The following is a 15,443-nucleotide window of genomic DNA, read 5'->3' on the forward strand; positions in this document are numbered from 1 at the left end:
TACCGGCTGTTTTGCCATTAATCACATCACCAGGTCTGAACAATGTTTCATAGCTTAGCGGAAGTTTTTTTTGCTCCCATCCACATATGTAACTTCTACCGATGCTTTCGAATACATCAGATTATTCTTCTCTTGATCCGTTTTCGGTGCATCCATTCCTATGAAATCTACCGATTTGATTTTCTGTTGGTCATGAGGTGCAGCCAAAACAGAACCGACGGATGAAAGTACAAATGATGCTACAAGTACAGGTATGATGAATTTCTTCACTCTCTTCACTCCTTTATATTTGTGCCTCAGTAAATGGATACAAATACTAGTTTAGAAGACTTTCATTATTTAAATGTTTTGTAGAGGTAAAGTTTTGGTAAAATTCAGAAAAAACATTTCTTTATTGTATCACCCATAGCATATGTAATCTTCTTTCTCAAGAAAAGTCACATGGAGCACTGTATTATTCCATACTTTATTCCGCTATCCTGCCCGTTCAATACCCCCACCCACTTTTTAGTAATATTCGAATGATAAATGGGAAGAATACCCTCAAAACTTTCCGTGGAGGGCTAATGTTAAAGTTCATCTTTGCCGCCTGTATACTGTTATTCAGTCAACCTACTACTGTATCGGCAATAACAAACGAAGACGAAGCTCTATGTAATGCAGTTATCGCAAGACTGCTAAGTCCGCAAATAACGGCTGAAGTAAATAATTATTATGGAAAGATACTGGTGCATCCGCCGACTTACGCACCCTTTATTGGTACGCAAGTAACGTGTGAAACAGCTTCAACGAACAAAACAACTTACTCCGTAACCGTCGTAGTAACTCCATTTGTCGGTGCTCACGTTTCCGTAGGTGTCGACGAGATTAAATTTCTTGTCGGTTTGAGCGGGGACGTAACGACCGTTAGCTACAAGCACGTCGAGGATCATAAGTTACCGCCTCATTTACAGGACCTGTACCGTTAGTTAGAAAAAGAAATCTCTTTTCTGTATGCCTTTCCCCCACCAAATTATCCTGCCCTTTAGCTTAATAAAAAAAGGAGCAGTTATTGTGGTATATATCTACTCTTTGTTTTTTCAACTATCATTTACATTTTCCTTCCCTCTGATGGGATAGGTACGTACTATCTCCACAATCACTTTCAAACACTCGCTACTGGATAAATCAGCATCATAAACATACCCTTCTATGTATTTGCGCAACTTCTTTATGAGAAACTCTTCTGTCTCCTGGTATTCCATGCACGCAGCTCCTTACCAGCCAATATTATATGTCTTGCTTAGTTTCCCCAAACAGCATGATAACCGCCTAATTGAAGCCTATTAGTTGGTTTAGTTCAACTGACTGCCAACCTGGAGTAAAGGTGCTATTATTCTGATCCAAACCATCATTACTTAAGGGCAGAGAACGCCTAAAAGAATCTACGATAAAGTTCTCTTCTGCGCTCTCCGCGGAGCTGTGCATATATTTGAGTGGTCGATGCCTTCTCATGTCCCAGCATGCCTTGAATGAAATCCAAAGGTGCTCCGTTGTCCAGCAACTGGCACGCGTAAGTATGGCGAAAACGATGAGGGTACACGTTGGTTTCGACCTCTCCCCGATCTGCAAGCCGTTTTAATGACCACCTGATCGTTGGAATGGCCATTCTGCGAGTAGGATGAGTGTCGGTTACAAACAAGGCTTTACAGGAGTCCTTGCGACTTGCCAGATACTTTTTCAACCAGACCTTGCACTCGGTAGTGAAATAAACTTCTCTTTGCTTAGATCCCTTACCATTAACGATTGCAGAGCAATTCTCCCAGTTCAAATCTTCAATGTTTATCTTTTGCACTTCTCCAACTCGGCACCCGGTAGTGTACAGGAACTCTAGAAGAGCTCGTTCCCGCATAGATAGACAAGAGATCTTCAAATGGATCACATCTTCCTCGATTAAAAACTTCGGAATACGTTTTTCCATCTTAGGTTCTCTTAATTTTAGAGAAGGGTTTGATGTTAGGTAGGTTTCTTCGTAATGCAAAGCGAAACAAAGATCTAACAAAGCGGATACGATGCCCTAAACTACTTGGCTTCAATCGATCAGATTGTTTCGCTAAGTATTCCTTTAAAAGCTGTAGGGTAACATCTGAAATATGGATATCGCCAAGTTCATTAACCAGTATTTTTAGCTGCAGGGCGTAGGCTTTTAGAGTGTTTATACTAAATCCCTGGATGCGCTTATCGGCTTCATACAGTTTCCACAATTGACTTATATTCATAATAAAACCTCCCATTAGTCCTATTAAGTCTAGGTTTTCTTCTAATGAGAGGTTTTAATCTGTTTGTATTGAACTAGCGTTACCCGTTAGCTTAATGAATGTCCAGTTTGCATCTCAAGGCGTTTCCAATATTGAAAGTAGCTTTTTGACCTCTTCGTTAGTAACTTTCCCATACTTGGACTGACCTTCAATAATTACTTCTAATAAGTCTTTCTTTGGAGATAGCCAAACGGCATAAGTTACTGGTTCATAAGAAATTGTTGGGACTACGTTGAAGGTAAAAATTTTATACCAGGTTGACGGGACATTTCTACTTTTGCGTTTTCCCATTGCACATTTAGTAAAATACCCATTACCGTTTTCACCGTTTCATTATCTTCAATCTTCTTATAAACCGTGTAGTTCTGACCTTCAGGTTTACTAAGATGAAGATTCAAGTTATTTTCAATGTTCTTTACCGTAACTTGTTCGGTTTGTTCTTTACCGCAACCAATCAGCAAAATAAAACTACATAATGCTAGATAAATAATTATCTTTTTAACCATTATGTAAACATCACCCCTTTGACAGAATAATCCATTTGAAATAAGACGTAAACCCCCGCATGAATGTTGCAACTTTTCAACTATCCTGCCCGTTACTTCAATGAAAAAAGGAGCTGCATTGCAAGCTCCTCTACTATCGTTTTCCGTTAGCTCAGGAATAGGATTTCTCCGCAGTAGTTATATATCGTTAGGCTTCACTTGATTTGTACTTTTCAGAATCATTGACTTTTTCTTTGGATCATATCTGAAGTGATAGACGTTAATGAAATCCTGTCCCGCCCCATAACCGCCAGTCACGATAAATTCTCCGTTGGCAACTTTGAATGGATGTTGCGGCAATTGGCTTATAGAAGCCCAATTCACTCCAGGTTTTATCTCAAGCGATATCGGAAAAGCCTTCCCATTACTAACTCCGAAAAGGTAAGTTTCGAGACCATGACAATCGGTGTAACGAGGAACATAAGCAAATATATCCATATCTTCAAGGGTAAATGGCTGCATGATGACTGGTGAGTCATTTTGCTGTACAATTTCGAAGTCAATTGGAAATGTACTAATTTGGGTTGCAATTCCCTCAGATTTGGATTCCCATACCACCTCATAGTCTCCTAACCAACGTAGATCAGTCTCCACCCCATAACAGCTAGGTGCCCCCAAAGGGGCAACGCTCGCTTTGTTCGCAGGTTTGACGAGTAGTCTCCCATCCGAATGCGTACCTATTGCTCTGATTGAGTCATCTTCTTTCGCTAAGTTTGCCTCTGTAGCTAGCGGTGACGATACTGGCGTTGAGCTGGGAGGAGACTCAGATGCTGCAGGCATTGGGGGAAGGGACGATACAGACGTATATGCACCATTTCCCCTGTCCCCACATCCTATGAGCATAAGGACGAGCAATAATAACCCCAGTGGGATAACGTTTTTCATTCCGATAGTCTCCTTTAGCGGCTGGACGCATTCGAACTATTTTCGATTTACTTCATTTCCAATTTTTGATAAGTTAAATTCCCAGTATCAAATGCCCAACTTTTTAAAAATAATTTGATGTCCGATATAGATTGTTTATCTTCTAGGGTTCTTATCTTTTTCGTTAATGGCGAGAAAAAATAAATTTTCGTAATAGCACGGCGATGATCTACCACATTCCATACATGTTCTCCGCTAGTGAACTGCCCGAGATAGATCGACCGATCTTCTGAACGCCAAAAAGTACTAGTGTTAGTATCCACAAAAAAAGGAATTTCTGGAGCGGTGCAGCAAGGATAAGTTCTTACTCTGGCTCTGGTTGATGATGTTAGATCCTCCAGCTTAGTAGGCATCAGTGTCTTCTGAACTCCCGTTACAAGGTTCATTAATTTATAGTTAACCTTCGTTTTTTGATCATCCTCTGGCCGGCTTCGATCAATTTCATAATATTGAATAACTGCGGCTTGTTGTTCAGGAATCCAGCCTACTAGCTCGAGATGAACTTTAGGGTCATTTGTTTCAAGCTGCTGAACTATTTTCCCGGTCCGATCATTTATGGTTAGGCTTTGCGGTGTTAAAATGTCGTTCTCTCCACCAGATAAAAAATCTTCTGGTTTATCATCGTTTGCAAAATGACGAACTGTATAGCGACTATCGGGACTCCAGTATAAACCAAGCTCAATTCTACCCAACGAATTCGGGGCATAGATCAATTGCCCTTGAAGGTTGTATAGTTTTCCGTGATACCAGAATAAATTGCCGTCCGGTGATGGGAGTACTGCAAATTGAGGCCAAGTATTATTAAACTTCTCTTCTAGTTTAGTTACCTTATGATTTAATAGATCGAACACCCATGTAGTTCCTTCCTTGAAGCTGTTTATGACAAGCTTTTCTTTTTTATCGTTTAACCAGCCCGGCATATAAAAGTCAGGAGACACATTGTCCGGCTGATTATTAAAAAGCACTTCCTTTTCCCCGCTATATACATTCATTTTTTCAATATTGTAGGTTGGTTGTGTATCCTGATCTCCATGAATCGCGGCATAAATGATATGTTCTTGATCAATAAAGCCGAGAACTTGGGTTATAGAATCTGTAGAATATGAATCAGTTGTATATCCATTCATTAAGGTGTAGATTTGAACTTCTTTCGTTTCTGGTTTAATAAGTACAAGGTCTTTGCGAAACCATGCGTCATTCGCTGTACTCTGATCCATCCTTATGACAACATGTAAAACAGCATCACCTCGTGGTGTAGGTAATGTTTGCATCACATAAAATCCAAATGTTTCGTCGTGATCAATACGAAATCATTCCTTTGTGCTAGCCAATGTTATTTCAAGGTTTTTTGAAGCTAACGAAGATAACTTTTGTTCATTTTTAACGGGAGGTTCAGAAGTATTAGATATGCTAGCAGGCGTTGATGGATTCATTACCTCAGATGAGGAGACGGTAGGAGTGGTCATTCCATTAAGTGTATAAGTTGCTGATGGTGCTGTGCTCGGAGTATTTTTGCATCCTGTGACAAACAGTATTCCAGATATACTCGATATGAGGACTAAAATTAACCAGATCCGTGACACCCAGAACACATCCTTTTTCTACTGTGTACTTAAGAAAGAACGAATTTGATTCCTTATTATTCCAATTATACTGCTTAGACGTTTTAATGGTTGTCTTTGTTTCGAAAATATCCACTACCTTTGATTTGTCGCATTAAAAATACCCCCTGTAGTGGAGGTAATATGGTTTTCCATATGTAACAAACGTATATTGGCTATTAATACGGTTTATAAACCGACAGTAAGCGCTTCGGATTAGTTGAAAAATATAGACTGACAGATCTTACTGAGATCGCGTTATACTACCCTTTAGTTGAACAGACTACCGATAAATTCGGTACCCTGTTGTCATGGAGCTATAGTTCTGCGTTAGCTTAATCATTGAACCTGAATAGCTAATTTTATTAGTTCAGATACATTTAGTTTGTAATTACCAAGGTTCTCTTTGTTGCCATTAATGTAGTAGACAAAGCGAGCTAAAAATTTATCCTCACGCTCCCACCAAAGTGATTGACTGGTTAATGAATCTTCGTAATAGACTGCCTTTCCATTATCAAGTTTATATTCTTGCAAACCTTTTGGTATTTTTTCTTGTTTTTCGATGACTTTGCTTAAGATATACCTTACTTCCTGTGTAGATTGCTTGTTTTTGTAATGGAAAATAAATTGATGAAGGTAATTAGGATTGTCAATTTCCACCTCAGTGTAAACTTCATTGACTTCAAAAGGAAAACTGAATGGCTCTTTAAAATCATACAACATAGCACTCTGAACCACTTCATTTTTGCTTGGGTTACATCCAGCAAGTAATAAACAGGTGCCTAATAAAATCAAGACTACGATATATTTCTTAAACATAACCAGCACCTCCCATTATTCCATACGTAAAAATCAGGAAGATGTTGCTCCGTTTTTTGCGTTATTCTGCCGTTATTACTTGAATGGACAAAAAAAGAGCTGCCGCGAGCAAGCTCCTTCACTATCGTTACCCGTTAGCGTAATGACAGGGGAATTTAGCCATACCTTTGACACAACCGACAATGGCTGAATTCCATAAAAGATTCGTTTCTTACAGCTTTTCCATGAAAGCTAACAAATGTTCTTTCACCTGTGCTTTTTCTTCCTAGGTCATATTGTTTAATTTTAAATTCTTTGCATTATCAGGGGTTATAAGGATTGTGGATGGTTCTTGAGTTGTTTCTTTAAGTGTACTTCCTTCTTCAGTAAGCAACAGCTTAGATTTGTTTGAATAGGAATGGATTATTTCTGTTTGCAAATAATTACCTTCCATATCATAAAAATCCTCAATAGATTTAATATCTGATTTCATATGGGTTTTCCCCTCCTCAATAGTGGTTATTGCATTCACTATTTTGTAACCCGTTCGTTCAAAGATTCCTTTATCATTTTGATTATCATCAAGTGTTTCTATTGTAAAAACTTCAATGGTTTCATATTTCTCGGTATGACGACATGCACTTATAAGAAGAAAAGTGAACATGAATAAACAAATCCTCACTAAAATCATTAGCTTTCTGTTGAAATTCATTTCTTCACTCCTAACCTGGATTAATTCAGCATATTTAGATTGGATTACTACTATACCATTTTATGGGTAATTTTGGTTTTTGAAATTCGATATATCCTGATGTTCCGCTATCCTGCCCTTTCGTTGAATGAAGAAAAAAAGGAATTGCCGCGAGGCAAGCCCCTCAACTGGTGTTCGCTGTTACGCACTTTTTACTTACTGTAAACAACTATTATGTTTGTGCCGCCGAACAAGAAAAAACCCGCAGCATGAAGCATGCCGCAGGTCTCTAACTCGTATTACTTTAGATCGTTCCATGCCGAAGCTCAACTTAGGAACTGACATCCGTATCAATGATTTCATCCAGTTCTGAACTATGTTCGTTTGCGGCTGCAATAATTTCTTGATCGACCTTATTACTTCCTTGAATTTGCTCCGCGGCTTGGGCTTGATTGTTCAGTTGCTTAACAATTTGTCCTGTGCCATGAGCTCCTTGATGTCCTCTACTGGATGTCATTGTATTTATCCTCCAAATTCGAAAGTTGATCTCCCTACTAAATTATGATGCTATTTTTCACCCTTATTCCACATAGAGCCTCATTGGTTCGTTTTCGCCTCATGCAATTGTGTAATCAACACCAACAGATTCAGCTACTGTTAATTTAGTGGTTCGCTGAAATGTTTTTAAGCATCACCTGGTTGATCGTGTGTATTATTTTGTGCAGACTGGTCAGGCGATTTTCGAGTTCGAGATTGCAGTTCCTTATCTACGGTACGCTGAGATTTGGTTATCTTAGTTTTAGTTTTATCGGACATTGAGATTACCTCCTTTCTATCTTGATGAAATAAGCTAAAAAATTTAGCCTGTTCTGTGGGAAAGTTTCCTCAGGCTTTTTTAGGGCTTTATATGTGAACCATTTTGTTAACTAACCACCTTAATTAATATTTGCCTCATCAATTTTACCCTTTTGATTTGGTTTTTGGTTTTTTTGCTTTTCGGATTTCACGCTTTTCTTTTGATTAGTCATAACTTTAGCACACCCCTTTGAGTAATTTGAAACATATATATTGTACTCACTTAAGAAGTAATATAAGCAGACACATTGTGCCAATCACTTAGTTGGTCGGCGAAATTAAACAATAATTTCTTACTGGGAACTAAAGCTTTTCAAATGAGATTATTCTTGCATAATCCTCCCTTAATCTCCACAAAATAAAGCACATTGAGAAAAGGAGTGATTTTATCCCATGGCAAATAACAGCACTTTACTCGTACCACAGGCTAAAGCGGCAATTAACCAACTAAAGTATGAAGTAGCTCAAGAATTGGGCATCCCTCTTCAGCCAAATGGCTACAATGGAAATCTCCTTACAAGGGATGCAGGCTCTATCGGAGGAACAATTACAAAGCGTCTTGTACAAATTGCTGAGCAGCAGTTAAATGGATTTAAACGTTAAATCTATAATGTAAGCCTAATAAAAAAGACTACGATCACCTTTCGTTCAAACTAGCAAACCTTACATTGCTATCATTGAACAAACGTTTCCCGTTAGCGGAATAAACTAAAGTAAAAACTTCGGGTTATCTTTTCCAAACCCTAGTCACTTCCTTAAGATTTAAGCCGTTGAAACTAAGTTTATAAATATCAGGCATATCCAACTGTCTCCAGAAACGAAAATCAAACGCAGCATCAAAGTGGTTCATCGTTAATACCATGAGGTTACCATGTGTACCAATGACTATGTTTTTACCCGTGTATTCTTTTAAAACTTGATTGAGGGCATTAACCCCACGTATTTGTGCCTGTATATTTGATTCTACACCCTCCCATGCAAAAGCGAAATCTTCCCATACCTTTGTAATCGCAATTTCAAAATCGTCAACAGGTTTTAAAGATAACTCCCTTTCCTTAAAATCTTCAACAACCTTGATTGGCTCATCAATATGTTCAGCCGTTCCTTCAACCGTCTGGAACGCACGCTTATATGGACTGGACAACACAACCTCAATATTCTCAGTCTTAAGTAAATTCGTTACTTTATCTGCGTCTTGAATACCTCGTTCCGAAAGAGGTCTACCCAATTCATCAGGTGTATAGACTGAATGCGCATGACGAACAAAATAAATATTTGTATCCATTTCTACACTTACCTGCCTCTCTACGCTTTAATATTTGACGATTAATATTGGAATCCTGCATTAAACTGCCCGTTAACTTAATGACGGACTATGCGATTTTCATTTTACTTTCAGAATACCTCCGTCGGGAATGAGATAATGTTCTTGTCAAAATCGGGAATGGGATAAAGTTCTTGTCAATTGGTCGTGACAAGAACTTTATCTCATTCCCGCGCGCACTTTTCGAAATCAAAAAACACACCGGCTTTTATTGGAGGTGTTTTTTTGAAATTAGAATTTATATAGTCAACCTGCTTACATATTGATCAACGTATTTACTAATTGCTTTATTGTCATCTGTTGGATTATCAAAAATTCTCATCGATACAGGCTGCCGTTTGTACTGGCAGCCTCGTCTCGTTCTGTTTGAGCAATAGTTTCCCGTACAAGCTCCCGTTTCAATTTCAGAGATCTAAATGATAAAGGGCAATCATAAAAGACAGCAGACACAGTAATATTGCTGGGATCGCTTTTTTAAATGGATCACGTGCGATCACAAGCAGAGTAAAGACTGCAACCAGCATTGTCGCTCCTAGAAGTAATCCGGATAACAAAGCTACGATAGGATACCATATCCCTACTATCATTCCAATGGAGCATATTATTTCAATAAACCCTGTTAAGAAATTAAATATGGACGGAAGACCAAATCGACTAAATTCATTTGCCATTTTACCAGAGATTATTCTCGTTCCTGTTATCATGAAGAAAATGCCCAATATAACTTGGAAAATAATAACTAACATACCGTAATCACGCTCTTTCAAGTTTTAATTTTGATATTTATATGCTATAGCATATAAATGGTGGACTCATACGAGTACATGGATATTTGAGTTGGGTCTCTTCAATTCGTTGTGTCTGCATCTCGAATTGCAACACGCACTTCAAGATGCCTAGGCACTACTCTTCTTTTACGCTTGAATACAGTTTGCTAAGTAGCTCATGTAACTGTTGAAGTTCATCTTTACTTAAATTTTTGGTAACATGATCGTGAGCAGCCGTTACAATTGGCAAAAGTTTTGTTTTGAGACTCATTCCTTTGTCGCTAAGGAACAAGTTGTGGGATCGTTTATCAAAATCATTCTGTATTCTTCTTACTATTTCTTTTTTTTCAAGTGAATAGATCATCCTCACAACAGTGGTTTGATCTCTATCAATGGCTTCAGCAAGCTCTTTCTGGCTCTTTGCTCTTTCCGCATCAAGTACATTGATAATCCCCCATTGTTCAGGAGTTACTTCATATTGTTTAAGTATTTTCGTGAAAAAATTAGTCATTTTTACATCTGTTCGATGAACAAGAAAACCAGTGAGATTATTTAACTCCATAATATATGCTCTCCTCTCTGTAAGACCAATACATGCTATAGCATATAAAATATCTTAAAAACTCATGTTTGTCAAATGGGACGGCTCACTCACATTTCAGTAATGCCTGCTGGAACTGGGAAAATAATGATAAAACCAGCGGCATTACTGGACTGTGGACTACTGCCGCAGGGTTATTAAATGCATCAACCGCGAACCCATAAAACCCCTCCTTAATCCACATTTTACCATGCAATTTGAGTTATAACTATCCTGCCCGTTAGCGTAACGAAGCTGCCGATCGTGCCGGCAGCTTCGTCATTAATGTTTCGTCACTTTCGCTTAACGTATCGCACGACGGCTAAAATTACAGCATAAACCGTGAAAGTAATCACAGCCAGAACGGGAAACACATATGGATCAATATGTATCACTACGAAGTAAGAATCGTGATATTGGAAATCTTCCGGAGGACTCAGCACGTTTGGAATGCCAACCATCGCAAAATACATGATCATCGGTACGGCCAAGGACAAAAGGATTCCGGCAACAACGCTTTTTTTGTTCATACAATCTTTCCTTTTCTAAGAAGTACCTGTAGTCTCATTTATGGTGGATTGAACTATCGTTCGCCATTAGTTCAATAATTGTCTACTGGCTGAAACCAGTCCCAAGAATCGAAGCGTGAATACGATGTTACGTGAAGTTGTTGACTTCTTGAACTTACCTTCACCAAAGGTATTTTTTCCAATCCTTCCAGTTCTCTTTAATCATTTGAATAATATGCTCCCCTCCAAAGGTAATTGAATTTTCATGAGAGCTAAACATAGATGCATCATGACCCATGAATATTTTACTTCCATTATAAAAAGTTTTGGATTGAATATGCCTGTATCCTATTTTAGTCATAATGTCAGTTAGCTTTGCTTGATTAAATCCATTATGAACGATATCTGAAACTATTTTTTCATTTTTATTAAAATCTACGATTAGCAAATGTCCTCCTTCATTTAGAACATCGAATAATCTTGATAACACTAATTCAACATCATTAATATGGAGTAGAACCTGAGCCAAATAATATAGTCAGCATGTAAATCCGATAGACCTTCTTTTTCAAAATCAATGCATAATGTAACGGCATTCTGAATATTAAAATCAGAAATTTATTGCTTTATTTGTTTAATCATGTTTTGTGATGTATCCAGAAAAAGCATTTAATTAAAATCGCTTAACAAGTGCATTCCGACAAGACCAGTTGTACACCCAAAATCAATAGCATTCTTACTATTAGCGTCAACTAAATATTCACGAATGGCATCAGATGATACCTTTGCAATTTGAATTCTTTCTGAAGTGTCATAAATATTAGCGATCATTTCAAACTTATCCGTATTTCCCATTATTACCTCTCCAATCTGCCTTAAAAGCCTGAACACCAAGTAAAAACGACTTCGTCGTCCTCTAAGGACAGAGAATGTCGTTTTTATCGGAGACCATTCAGAAATGGATAAGCATGAAACTTATAAATTCTGAATGGTTGAAAATAGGAGTGCCTCCTCAAATCTCGAATTGTTAAGTACCGCTACCAAACAAGGAAGGAAGAACTCCAGATGTATAGTATTCAACAAGAAAGTCTATTTTCCTTGGAAAAGTTATTAGAACTGTCACCCAAGGATACATATGGCTACCTCTTTGAGACCTTCCATCCGGTGCTTTTGAAACAAACTACCTGCATGAAATGTAACAAATTGCTCAAAGTGAGCTTCAACTGCGACAAATCTTCGTAAACGATCCCTGCAAATCAACGCGAAAAGGCCGCGATTCCGCTCCTAAGCAGAACCACGGCCTAAATATCCTATTGTGCTACAGCACTTTCTCCAGAAACCGCGCCGCGCGTTCGGTTTGCGGCTTCGTGAAAAACCGCTCCGGCTCGGAGCGTTCGAGCAGCCGTCCGCCTTCAAGGAAGTAAATCGTATTCGCCGCTTCGCGGGCGAAATTCATCTCATGGGTGACGATCATCATCGTCATGCCCGAAGAGGCAAGATCGCGGATGACGGCCAACACTTCCTTCACCATCTCCGGATCGAGCGCGGAAGTCGGTTCATCGAACAGCATGATCTCCGGATCCATGGCGAGACTGCGCGCGATCGCCACGCGCTGTTTCTGTCCGCCGGACAGCTTGGAAGGGAACTCGTTCGCCTTGTCGGAAAGCCCGACTCGGTCGAGCAGTTGCTGACCTTTGGCGCGCGCCTCGTCTTTGGACAATCCTTTGACGCGCATCGGGGCGAAAGTCAGGTTATCCATGACCGTCATGTGCGGGAAGAGATGAAAATGCTGAAACACCATGCCGATCCGTTGGCGGACGCGGGTGATGTCGGTTTTACGGTCGGTCAAATCGGCTCCATCCACGAGGATCCGCCCGCCCGTCGGCATCTCCAGAAGGTTGAGACAACGGAGAAGAGTCGACTTACCGGAACCCGATGGGCCGATCAAAGCTACCACTTCGCCGCGCTCCACGGTCGTCGAGATGTCTTTTAGCACCTCGAGCTTGCCGTAACTTTTAGTTAAATTTTCGACGTTAATCACTGCGGCGCATCCTCCTTTCGAGTAACCGGGCAAACGATGTCAGAACAAGCACGAGCACGTAGTAGATAGCCCCGACGACGAGCAACGGCTCGAACGCCAGGAACGTGTTCGCTTGCACGACGTTGGACCGTCTCATCAAATCCGCGACCCCGATAACCGAGACGAGGGACGATTCCTTGACGAGAGCTACGCATTCGTTCACGAGAGCCGGCAGGATGTTCTTGACCGCTTGCGGCAGGATGATGCTGCCCATCATCGTCCCGTAAGGAATGCCGAGCGCCAATGCCGCTTCGCGCTGGCCTTTGTCGACGGCCAGAATCCCCCCGCGAATCGTCTCCGACAAGTAGGCCGCCGAGTTCAATCCGAAAGCTAGACCCGCCGCCAGCAGCGATGGAATGTTGTAATGGAACAATTGCGGCGTGGCGTAATAAATCAAAAACAGCTGCAGCAGCAGCGGCGTCCCCCGGAATACGGACGTGTACACGGTCGAAAACCATCTAAGCGGCGCGATTTTCGAGAGCTTGAACAATGACAGGATGCCGCCCCAGACGAATCCGAACAGAGCGGATACGATCGTGAACAGCAAAGTGATGTACACTCCGCGAAGGATATATCCGTAGTAGGGGCGTAGCTTTCCGAAATCCAAACCGCTCTTCGGCTTAGCCGTCTCGGTTTTGGTCCCGAACCATTTGTCGATCATCGTCTGCAACGTGCCGTCGTCTTTCATCTGCTTCAAGACGCCGTTAAATTCCGCGGTTAGTGGAGATCCTTGGGGGAACGCGGCGGCATAACCTTCCCCGTTGCCGGCCGCGGGGATCATCGCGAACTTCAAATCCGCGTTCGAACCGGCGTACCCCGCCGCGACGGCGTCTTCGACGATCGCCGCATCGATCCGGTTCGCTTCGAGCGCTTGGATCAGATCGGGAATTTTGTTCAGCTTTACGATTTGGGCGTCCTTCATGTCCGCAACGACTTGCTCCTGCGTCGAACCAAGCTGTACGCCGATTCGCTTGTTTTTGAGCTCGTCCAGCGTGCCGTAGTTTTTATCTTTCATGGAGACGATCGTATTCCGAGCCATGTAATAGCTGTCAGAGAAATCGACGCTTTTCTTCCGTTCGTCCGTCACCGACATGCCCGACATGACGAAATCGACCCGATGGGTTTGCAACGCGGCGATCAAGCCGTCGAAGTCCGAACCAGCAATCGTCAGCTTATAGCCAAGCTTATCCGCAATATACTTCGCGATGTCGACATCGAGTCCGACGATGCCGCCGCTCCCCGTCGCGTCAACGTTCTCGTAGGGCGGATAGTCAGGACTAGTTCCCATCTTAATCGTCTTGCCGGCATCCCCGCCGGACGCAGCATAGGCCGTCGGACCAGAAAAGGAGCTACCGAAGACAAGTACCGTTAGAATCGCGATGAAGGCGAGCGTTGCGTATGCCTTTTTGAACGATTTAAAATGTGCCGTTGTGCTCATAAAGTGGTTGTTCATGATGTCCTCTTTCTATGTTTGATCTGGGTGTCGGATCGTGCATAAATATGCACCTGTACTAATATACCCCAAAGCAACTAGTGCCTCAAGGGAGAAAAATTTCCTGATTTGGGCTGCGGCGCGGTTCGCAGTAAAAACGACTTCGTCGTCCTCTAGGACAGAGGATGTCGTTTTTATCGAAGACCATTCAGAAATGAATAAGAGTGAATCTTATAAATTCTGAATGGTTAAAAAAGACCGTCCAGTAATAATGGACGGTCTTTGCTGCTAGGGAATGTTAATGTCTTACTCGTAAATCGTGTACCCGTTTTACTTGCTAGCAGCGGTCTCTAAGCCCTTAAGATACTTATAAAAGGAGTCATTTGCATCTTTATGTCGACCGTACAACTCAGCAAGATAACCGAATAGAATCACTTCTTGATTCTTTAACAGCCAAGGGGACCCTAACATTTCATTCATGATTTGATCCGCACATTGCTCCGGTTCAAGTCCCTCTGCTTCGTGCTCTTCCCAAAAATCCTTCACAACTTCCTTTAGTTCTTCGGGTTTCGTCTCGATTTGACCAATTACATCAACAAACTGGCCCCCCTCTAGCTTTGGGGCCATATGGAAGTCTATATCAAAAGTTTCGGCACCTTCTGCATTCAAATGCTGCTTATTAATGCCAACCTTTACTATCACTGCAGGGCGAGGCACGCCAGGTACTAACTTAGAATATAAGGCTTTCTTTGGGGAGATCACCAGCTAAGAATAACCCTCCTGGGGTGAATTGCTCTGTACGCCTCGTATAATTTTCATGGATCCACCAGAATATCCATGCTTTGTACAACAATTCGCCCGTCCCCTAACCAGAAAATTTGCGTCATTTGTGGTACGGTTCCCTGCACTTCATCTTCAACTAATCTGCTCGTTAGCCGTTCATGCAGCGCAAGACCAGCGCTGCACCACAGAGGATGAAAATGGATAAAATCCGTCAATACTTCTACTACGGCTGGGTGAGGAAGGTCGATCAACTATGG

General features: G+C 41.1%; 22 protein-coding genes. 2 read left to right on the forward strand and 20 right to left on the reverse strand.

Annotated elements, in window-relative coordinates:
* Positions 1-54 precede the first annotated feature (54 nt).
* The gene (locus AC58UU_RS06145) at positions 55-270 is read right to left on the reverse strand and encodes a hypothetical protein (RefSeq protein WP_497313935.1); all 216 of its coding nucleotides are present in this window, start codon (positions 268-270) and stop codon (positions 55-57) included.
* 296 nt (positions 271-566) lie between these two features.
* Between AC58UU_RS06145 and AC58UU_RS06150 the strand changes: the two genes are divergently transcribed.
* Positions 567-968, forward strand: a complete 402-nt coding sequence (locus tag AC58UU_RS06150) for a DUF3888 domain-containing protein (RefSeq protein WP_497313936.1) — start codon at positions 567-569, stop codon at positions 966-968.
* A gap of 111 nt (positions 969-1,079) precedes the next feature.
* Here AC58UU_RS06150 and AC58UU_RS06155 read toward each other — a convergent pair whose 3' ends face one another.
* From AC58UU_RS06155 to AC58UU_RS06195, 9 genes are all read right to left on the reverse strand, one after another.
* Positions 1,080-1,244, reverse strand: coding sequence for a hypothetical protein (locus AC58UU_RS06155; RefSeq protein WP_497313938.1), 165 nt, complete (start codon positions 1,242-1,244; stop codon positions 1,080-1,082).
* Positions 1,245-1,414: 170 nt separating this feature from the next.
* Entirely contained in the window at positions 1,415-1,960 is a 546-nt protein-coding gene (locus AC58UU_RS06160; RefSeq protein ID WP_497313939.1) for a tyrosine-type recombinase/integrase, read from the reverse strand.
* 1 nt (position 1,961) lies between these two features.
* Positions 1,962-2,258: a site-specific integrase gene (locus AC58UU_RS06165; RefSeq protein ID WP_497313941.1), complete on the reverse strand. Its 297-nt coding sequence runs from the start codon at positions 2,256-2,258 to the stop codon at positions 1,962-1,964.
* A 266-nt stretch (positions 2,259-2,524) separates the two neighbouring features.
* The gene (locus AC58UU_RS06170; RefSeq protein WP_497313943.1) at positions 2,525-2,803 is read right to left on the reverse strand and encodes a hypothetical protein; all 279 of its coding nucleotides are present in this window, start codon (positions 2,801-2,803) and stop codon (positions 2,525-2,527) included.
* A 177-nt stretch (positions 2,804-2,980) separates the two neighbouring features.
* A complete protein-coding gene (locus AC58UU_RS06175) occupies positions 2,981-3,727 on the reverse strand; it encodes a hypothetical protein (protein ID WP_497313944.1) in 747 nt (248 codons plus the stop codon).
* A 47-nt stretch (positions 3,728-3,774) separates the two neighbouring features.
* Positions 3,775-5,040: a hypothetical protein gene (locus tag AC58UU_RS06180; RefSeq protein ID WP_497313946.1), complete on the reverse strand. Its 1,266-nt coding sequence runs from the start codon at positions 5,038-5,040 to the stop codon at positions 3,775-3,777.
* 666 nt (positions 5,041-5,706) lie between these two features.
* Positions 5,707-6,186 (reverse strand): hypothetical protein, encoded by a 480-nt coding sequence (locus AC58UU_RS06185; protein WP_497313948.1) that lies wholly within the window; start codon positions 6,184-6,186, stop codon positions 5,707-5,709.
* Positions 6,187-6,451: 265 nt separating this feature from the next.
* Positions 6,452-6,877, reverse strand: a complete 426-nt coding sequence (locus AC58UU_RS06190) for a hypothetical protein (RefSeq protein WP_497313949.1) — start codon at positions 6,875-6,877, stop codon at positions 6,452-6,454.
* Between the two features lie 310 nt (positions 6,878-7,187).
* On the reverse strand, positions 7,188-7,373 hold the full coding sequence (locus AC58UU_RS06195; RefSeq protein WP_056623138.1) for a hypothetical protein: 186 nt from the start codon (positions 7,371-7,373) through the stop codon (positions 7,188-7,190).
* A 731-nt stretch (positions 7,374-8,104) separates the two neighbouring features.
* On the opposite strand from AC58UU_RS06195, the gene AC58UU_RS06200 reads away from it, so the two are divergent.
* A complete protein-coding gene (locus tag AC58UU_RS06200) occupies positions 8,105-8,314 on the forward strand; it encodes an alpha/beta-type small acid-soluble spore protein (protein WP_057307795.1) in 210 nt (69 codons plus the stop codon).
* Positions 8,315-8,438: 124 nt separating this feature from the next.
* Here the strand turns inward: AC58UU_RS06200 and AC58UU_RS06205 are convergent, their stop codons facing one another.
* The 10 genes from AC58UU_RS06205 to AC58UU_RS06250 all read right to left on the reverse strand — a co-directional run bounded on the left by AC58UU_RS06205 (position 8,439) and on the right by AC58UU_RS06250 (position 15,401).
* Entirely contained in the window at positions 8,439-8,996 is a 558-nt protein-coding gene (locus tag AC58UU_RS06205) for a histidine phosphatase family protein (RefSeq protein ID WP_497313952.1), read from the reverse strand.
* A 443-nt stretch (positions 8,997-9,439) separates the two neighbouring features.
* The gene (locus AC58UU_RS06210) at positions 9,440-9,781 is read right to left on the reverse strand and encodes a DoxX family protein (protein WP_497313954.1); all 342 of its coding nucleotides are present in this window, start codon (positions 9,779-9,781) and stop codon (positions 9,440-9,442) included.
* A gap of 157 nt (positions 9,782-9,938) precedes the next feature.
* Positions 9,939-10,364 carry a MarR family winged helix-turn-helix transcriptional regulator gene (locus AC58UU_RS06215; RefSeq protein ID WP_497313956.1) on the reverse strand — a complete coding sequence of 142 codons (426 nt, stop codon included), beginning with the start codon at positions 10,362-10,364 and terminating at the stop codon, positions 9,939-9,941.
* A 311-nt stretch (positions 10,365-10,675) separates the two neighbouring features.
* The gene (locus tag AC58UU_RS06220) at positions 10,676-10,912 is read right to left on the reverse strand and encodes a hypothetical protein (RefSeq protein WP_497313958.1); all 237 of its coding nucleotides are present in this window, start codon (positions 10,910-10,912) and stop codon (positions 10,676-10,678) included.
* A gap of 160 nt (positions 10,913-11,072) precedes the next feature.
* On the reverse strand, positions 11,073-11,420 hold the full coding sequence (locus AC58UU_RS06225) for a class I SAM-dependent methyltransferase (protein WP_497313960.1): 348 nt from the start codon (positions 11,418-11,420) through the stop codon (positions 11,073-11,075).
* 140 nt (positions 11,421-11,560) lie between these two features.
* Positions 11,561-11,746, reverse strand: coding sequence for a hypothetical protein (locus AC58UU_RS06230; protein ID WP_497313962.1), 186 nt, complete (start codon positions 11,744-11,746; stop codon positions 11,561-11,563).
* A gap of 463 nt (positions 11,747-12,209) precedes the next feature.
* Positions 12,210-12,932, reverse strand: coding sequence for an amino acid ABC transporter ATP-binding protein (locus AC58UU_RS06235; RefSeq protein WP_497313964.1), 723 nt, complete (start codon positions 12,930-12,932; stop codon positions 12,210-12,212).
* On the reverse strand, positions 12,925-14,424 hold the full coding sequence (locus tag AC58UU_RS06240; protein ID WP_497313966.1) for an ABC transporter substrate-binding protein/permease: 1,500 nt from the start codon (positions 14,422-14,424) through the stop codon (positions 12,925-12,927). The genes AC58UU_RS06235 and AC58UU_RS06240 overlap by 8 nt, the downstream gene beginning before the upstream one ends.
* Before the next feature lie 309 nt (positions 14,425-14,733).
* Positions 14,734-15,165, reverse strand: coding sequence for a hypothetical protein (locus tag AC58UU_RS06245; RefSeq protein ID WP_497313968.1), 432 nt, complete (start codon positions 15,163-15,165; stop codon positions 14,734-14,736).
* A gap of 53 nt (positions 15,166-15,218) precedes the next feature.
* Positions 15,219-15,401, reverse strand: a complete 183-nt coding sequence (locus tag AC58UU_RS06250; RefSeq protein ID WP_497313970.1) for a hypothetical protein — start codon at positions 15,399-15,401, stop codon at positions 15,219-15,221.
* Between the last annotated feature and the right edge of the window lie 42 nt (positions 15,402-15,443).

The organism is Paenibacillus sp. JT22N1, from assembly GCF_059692155.1.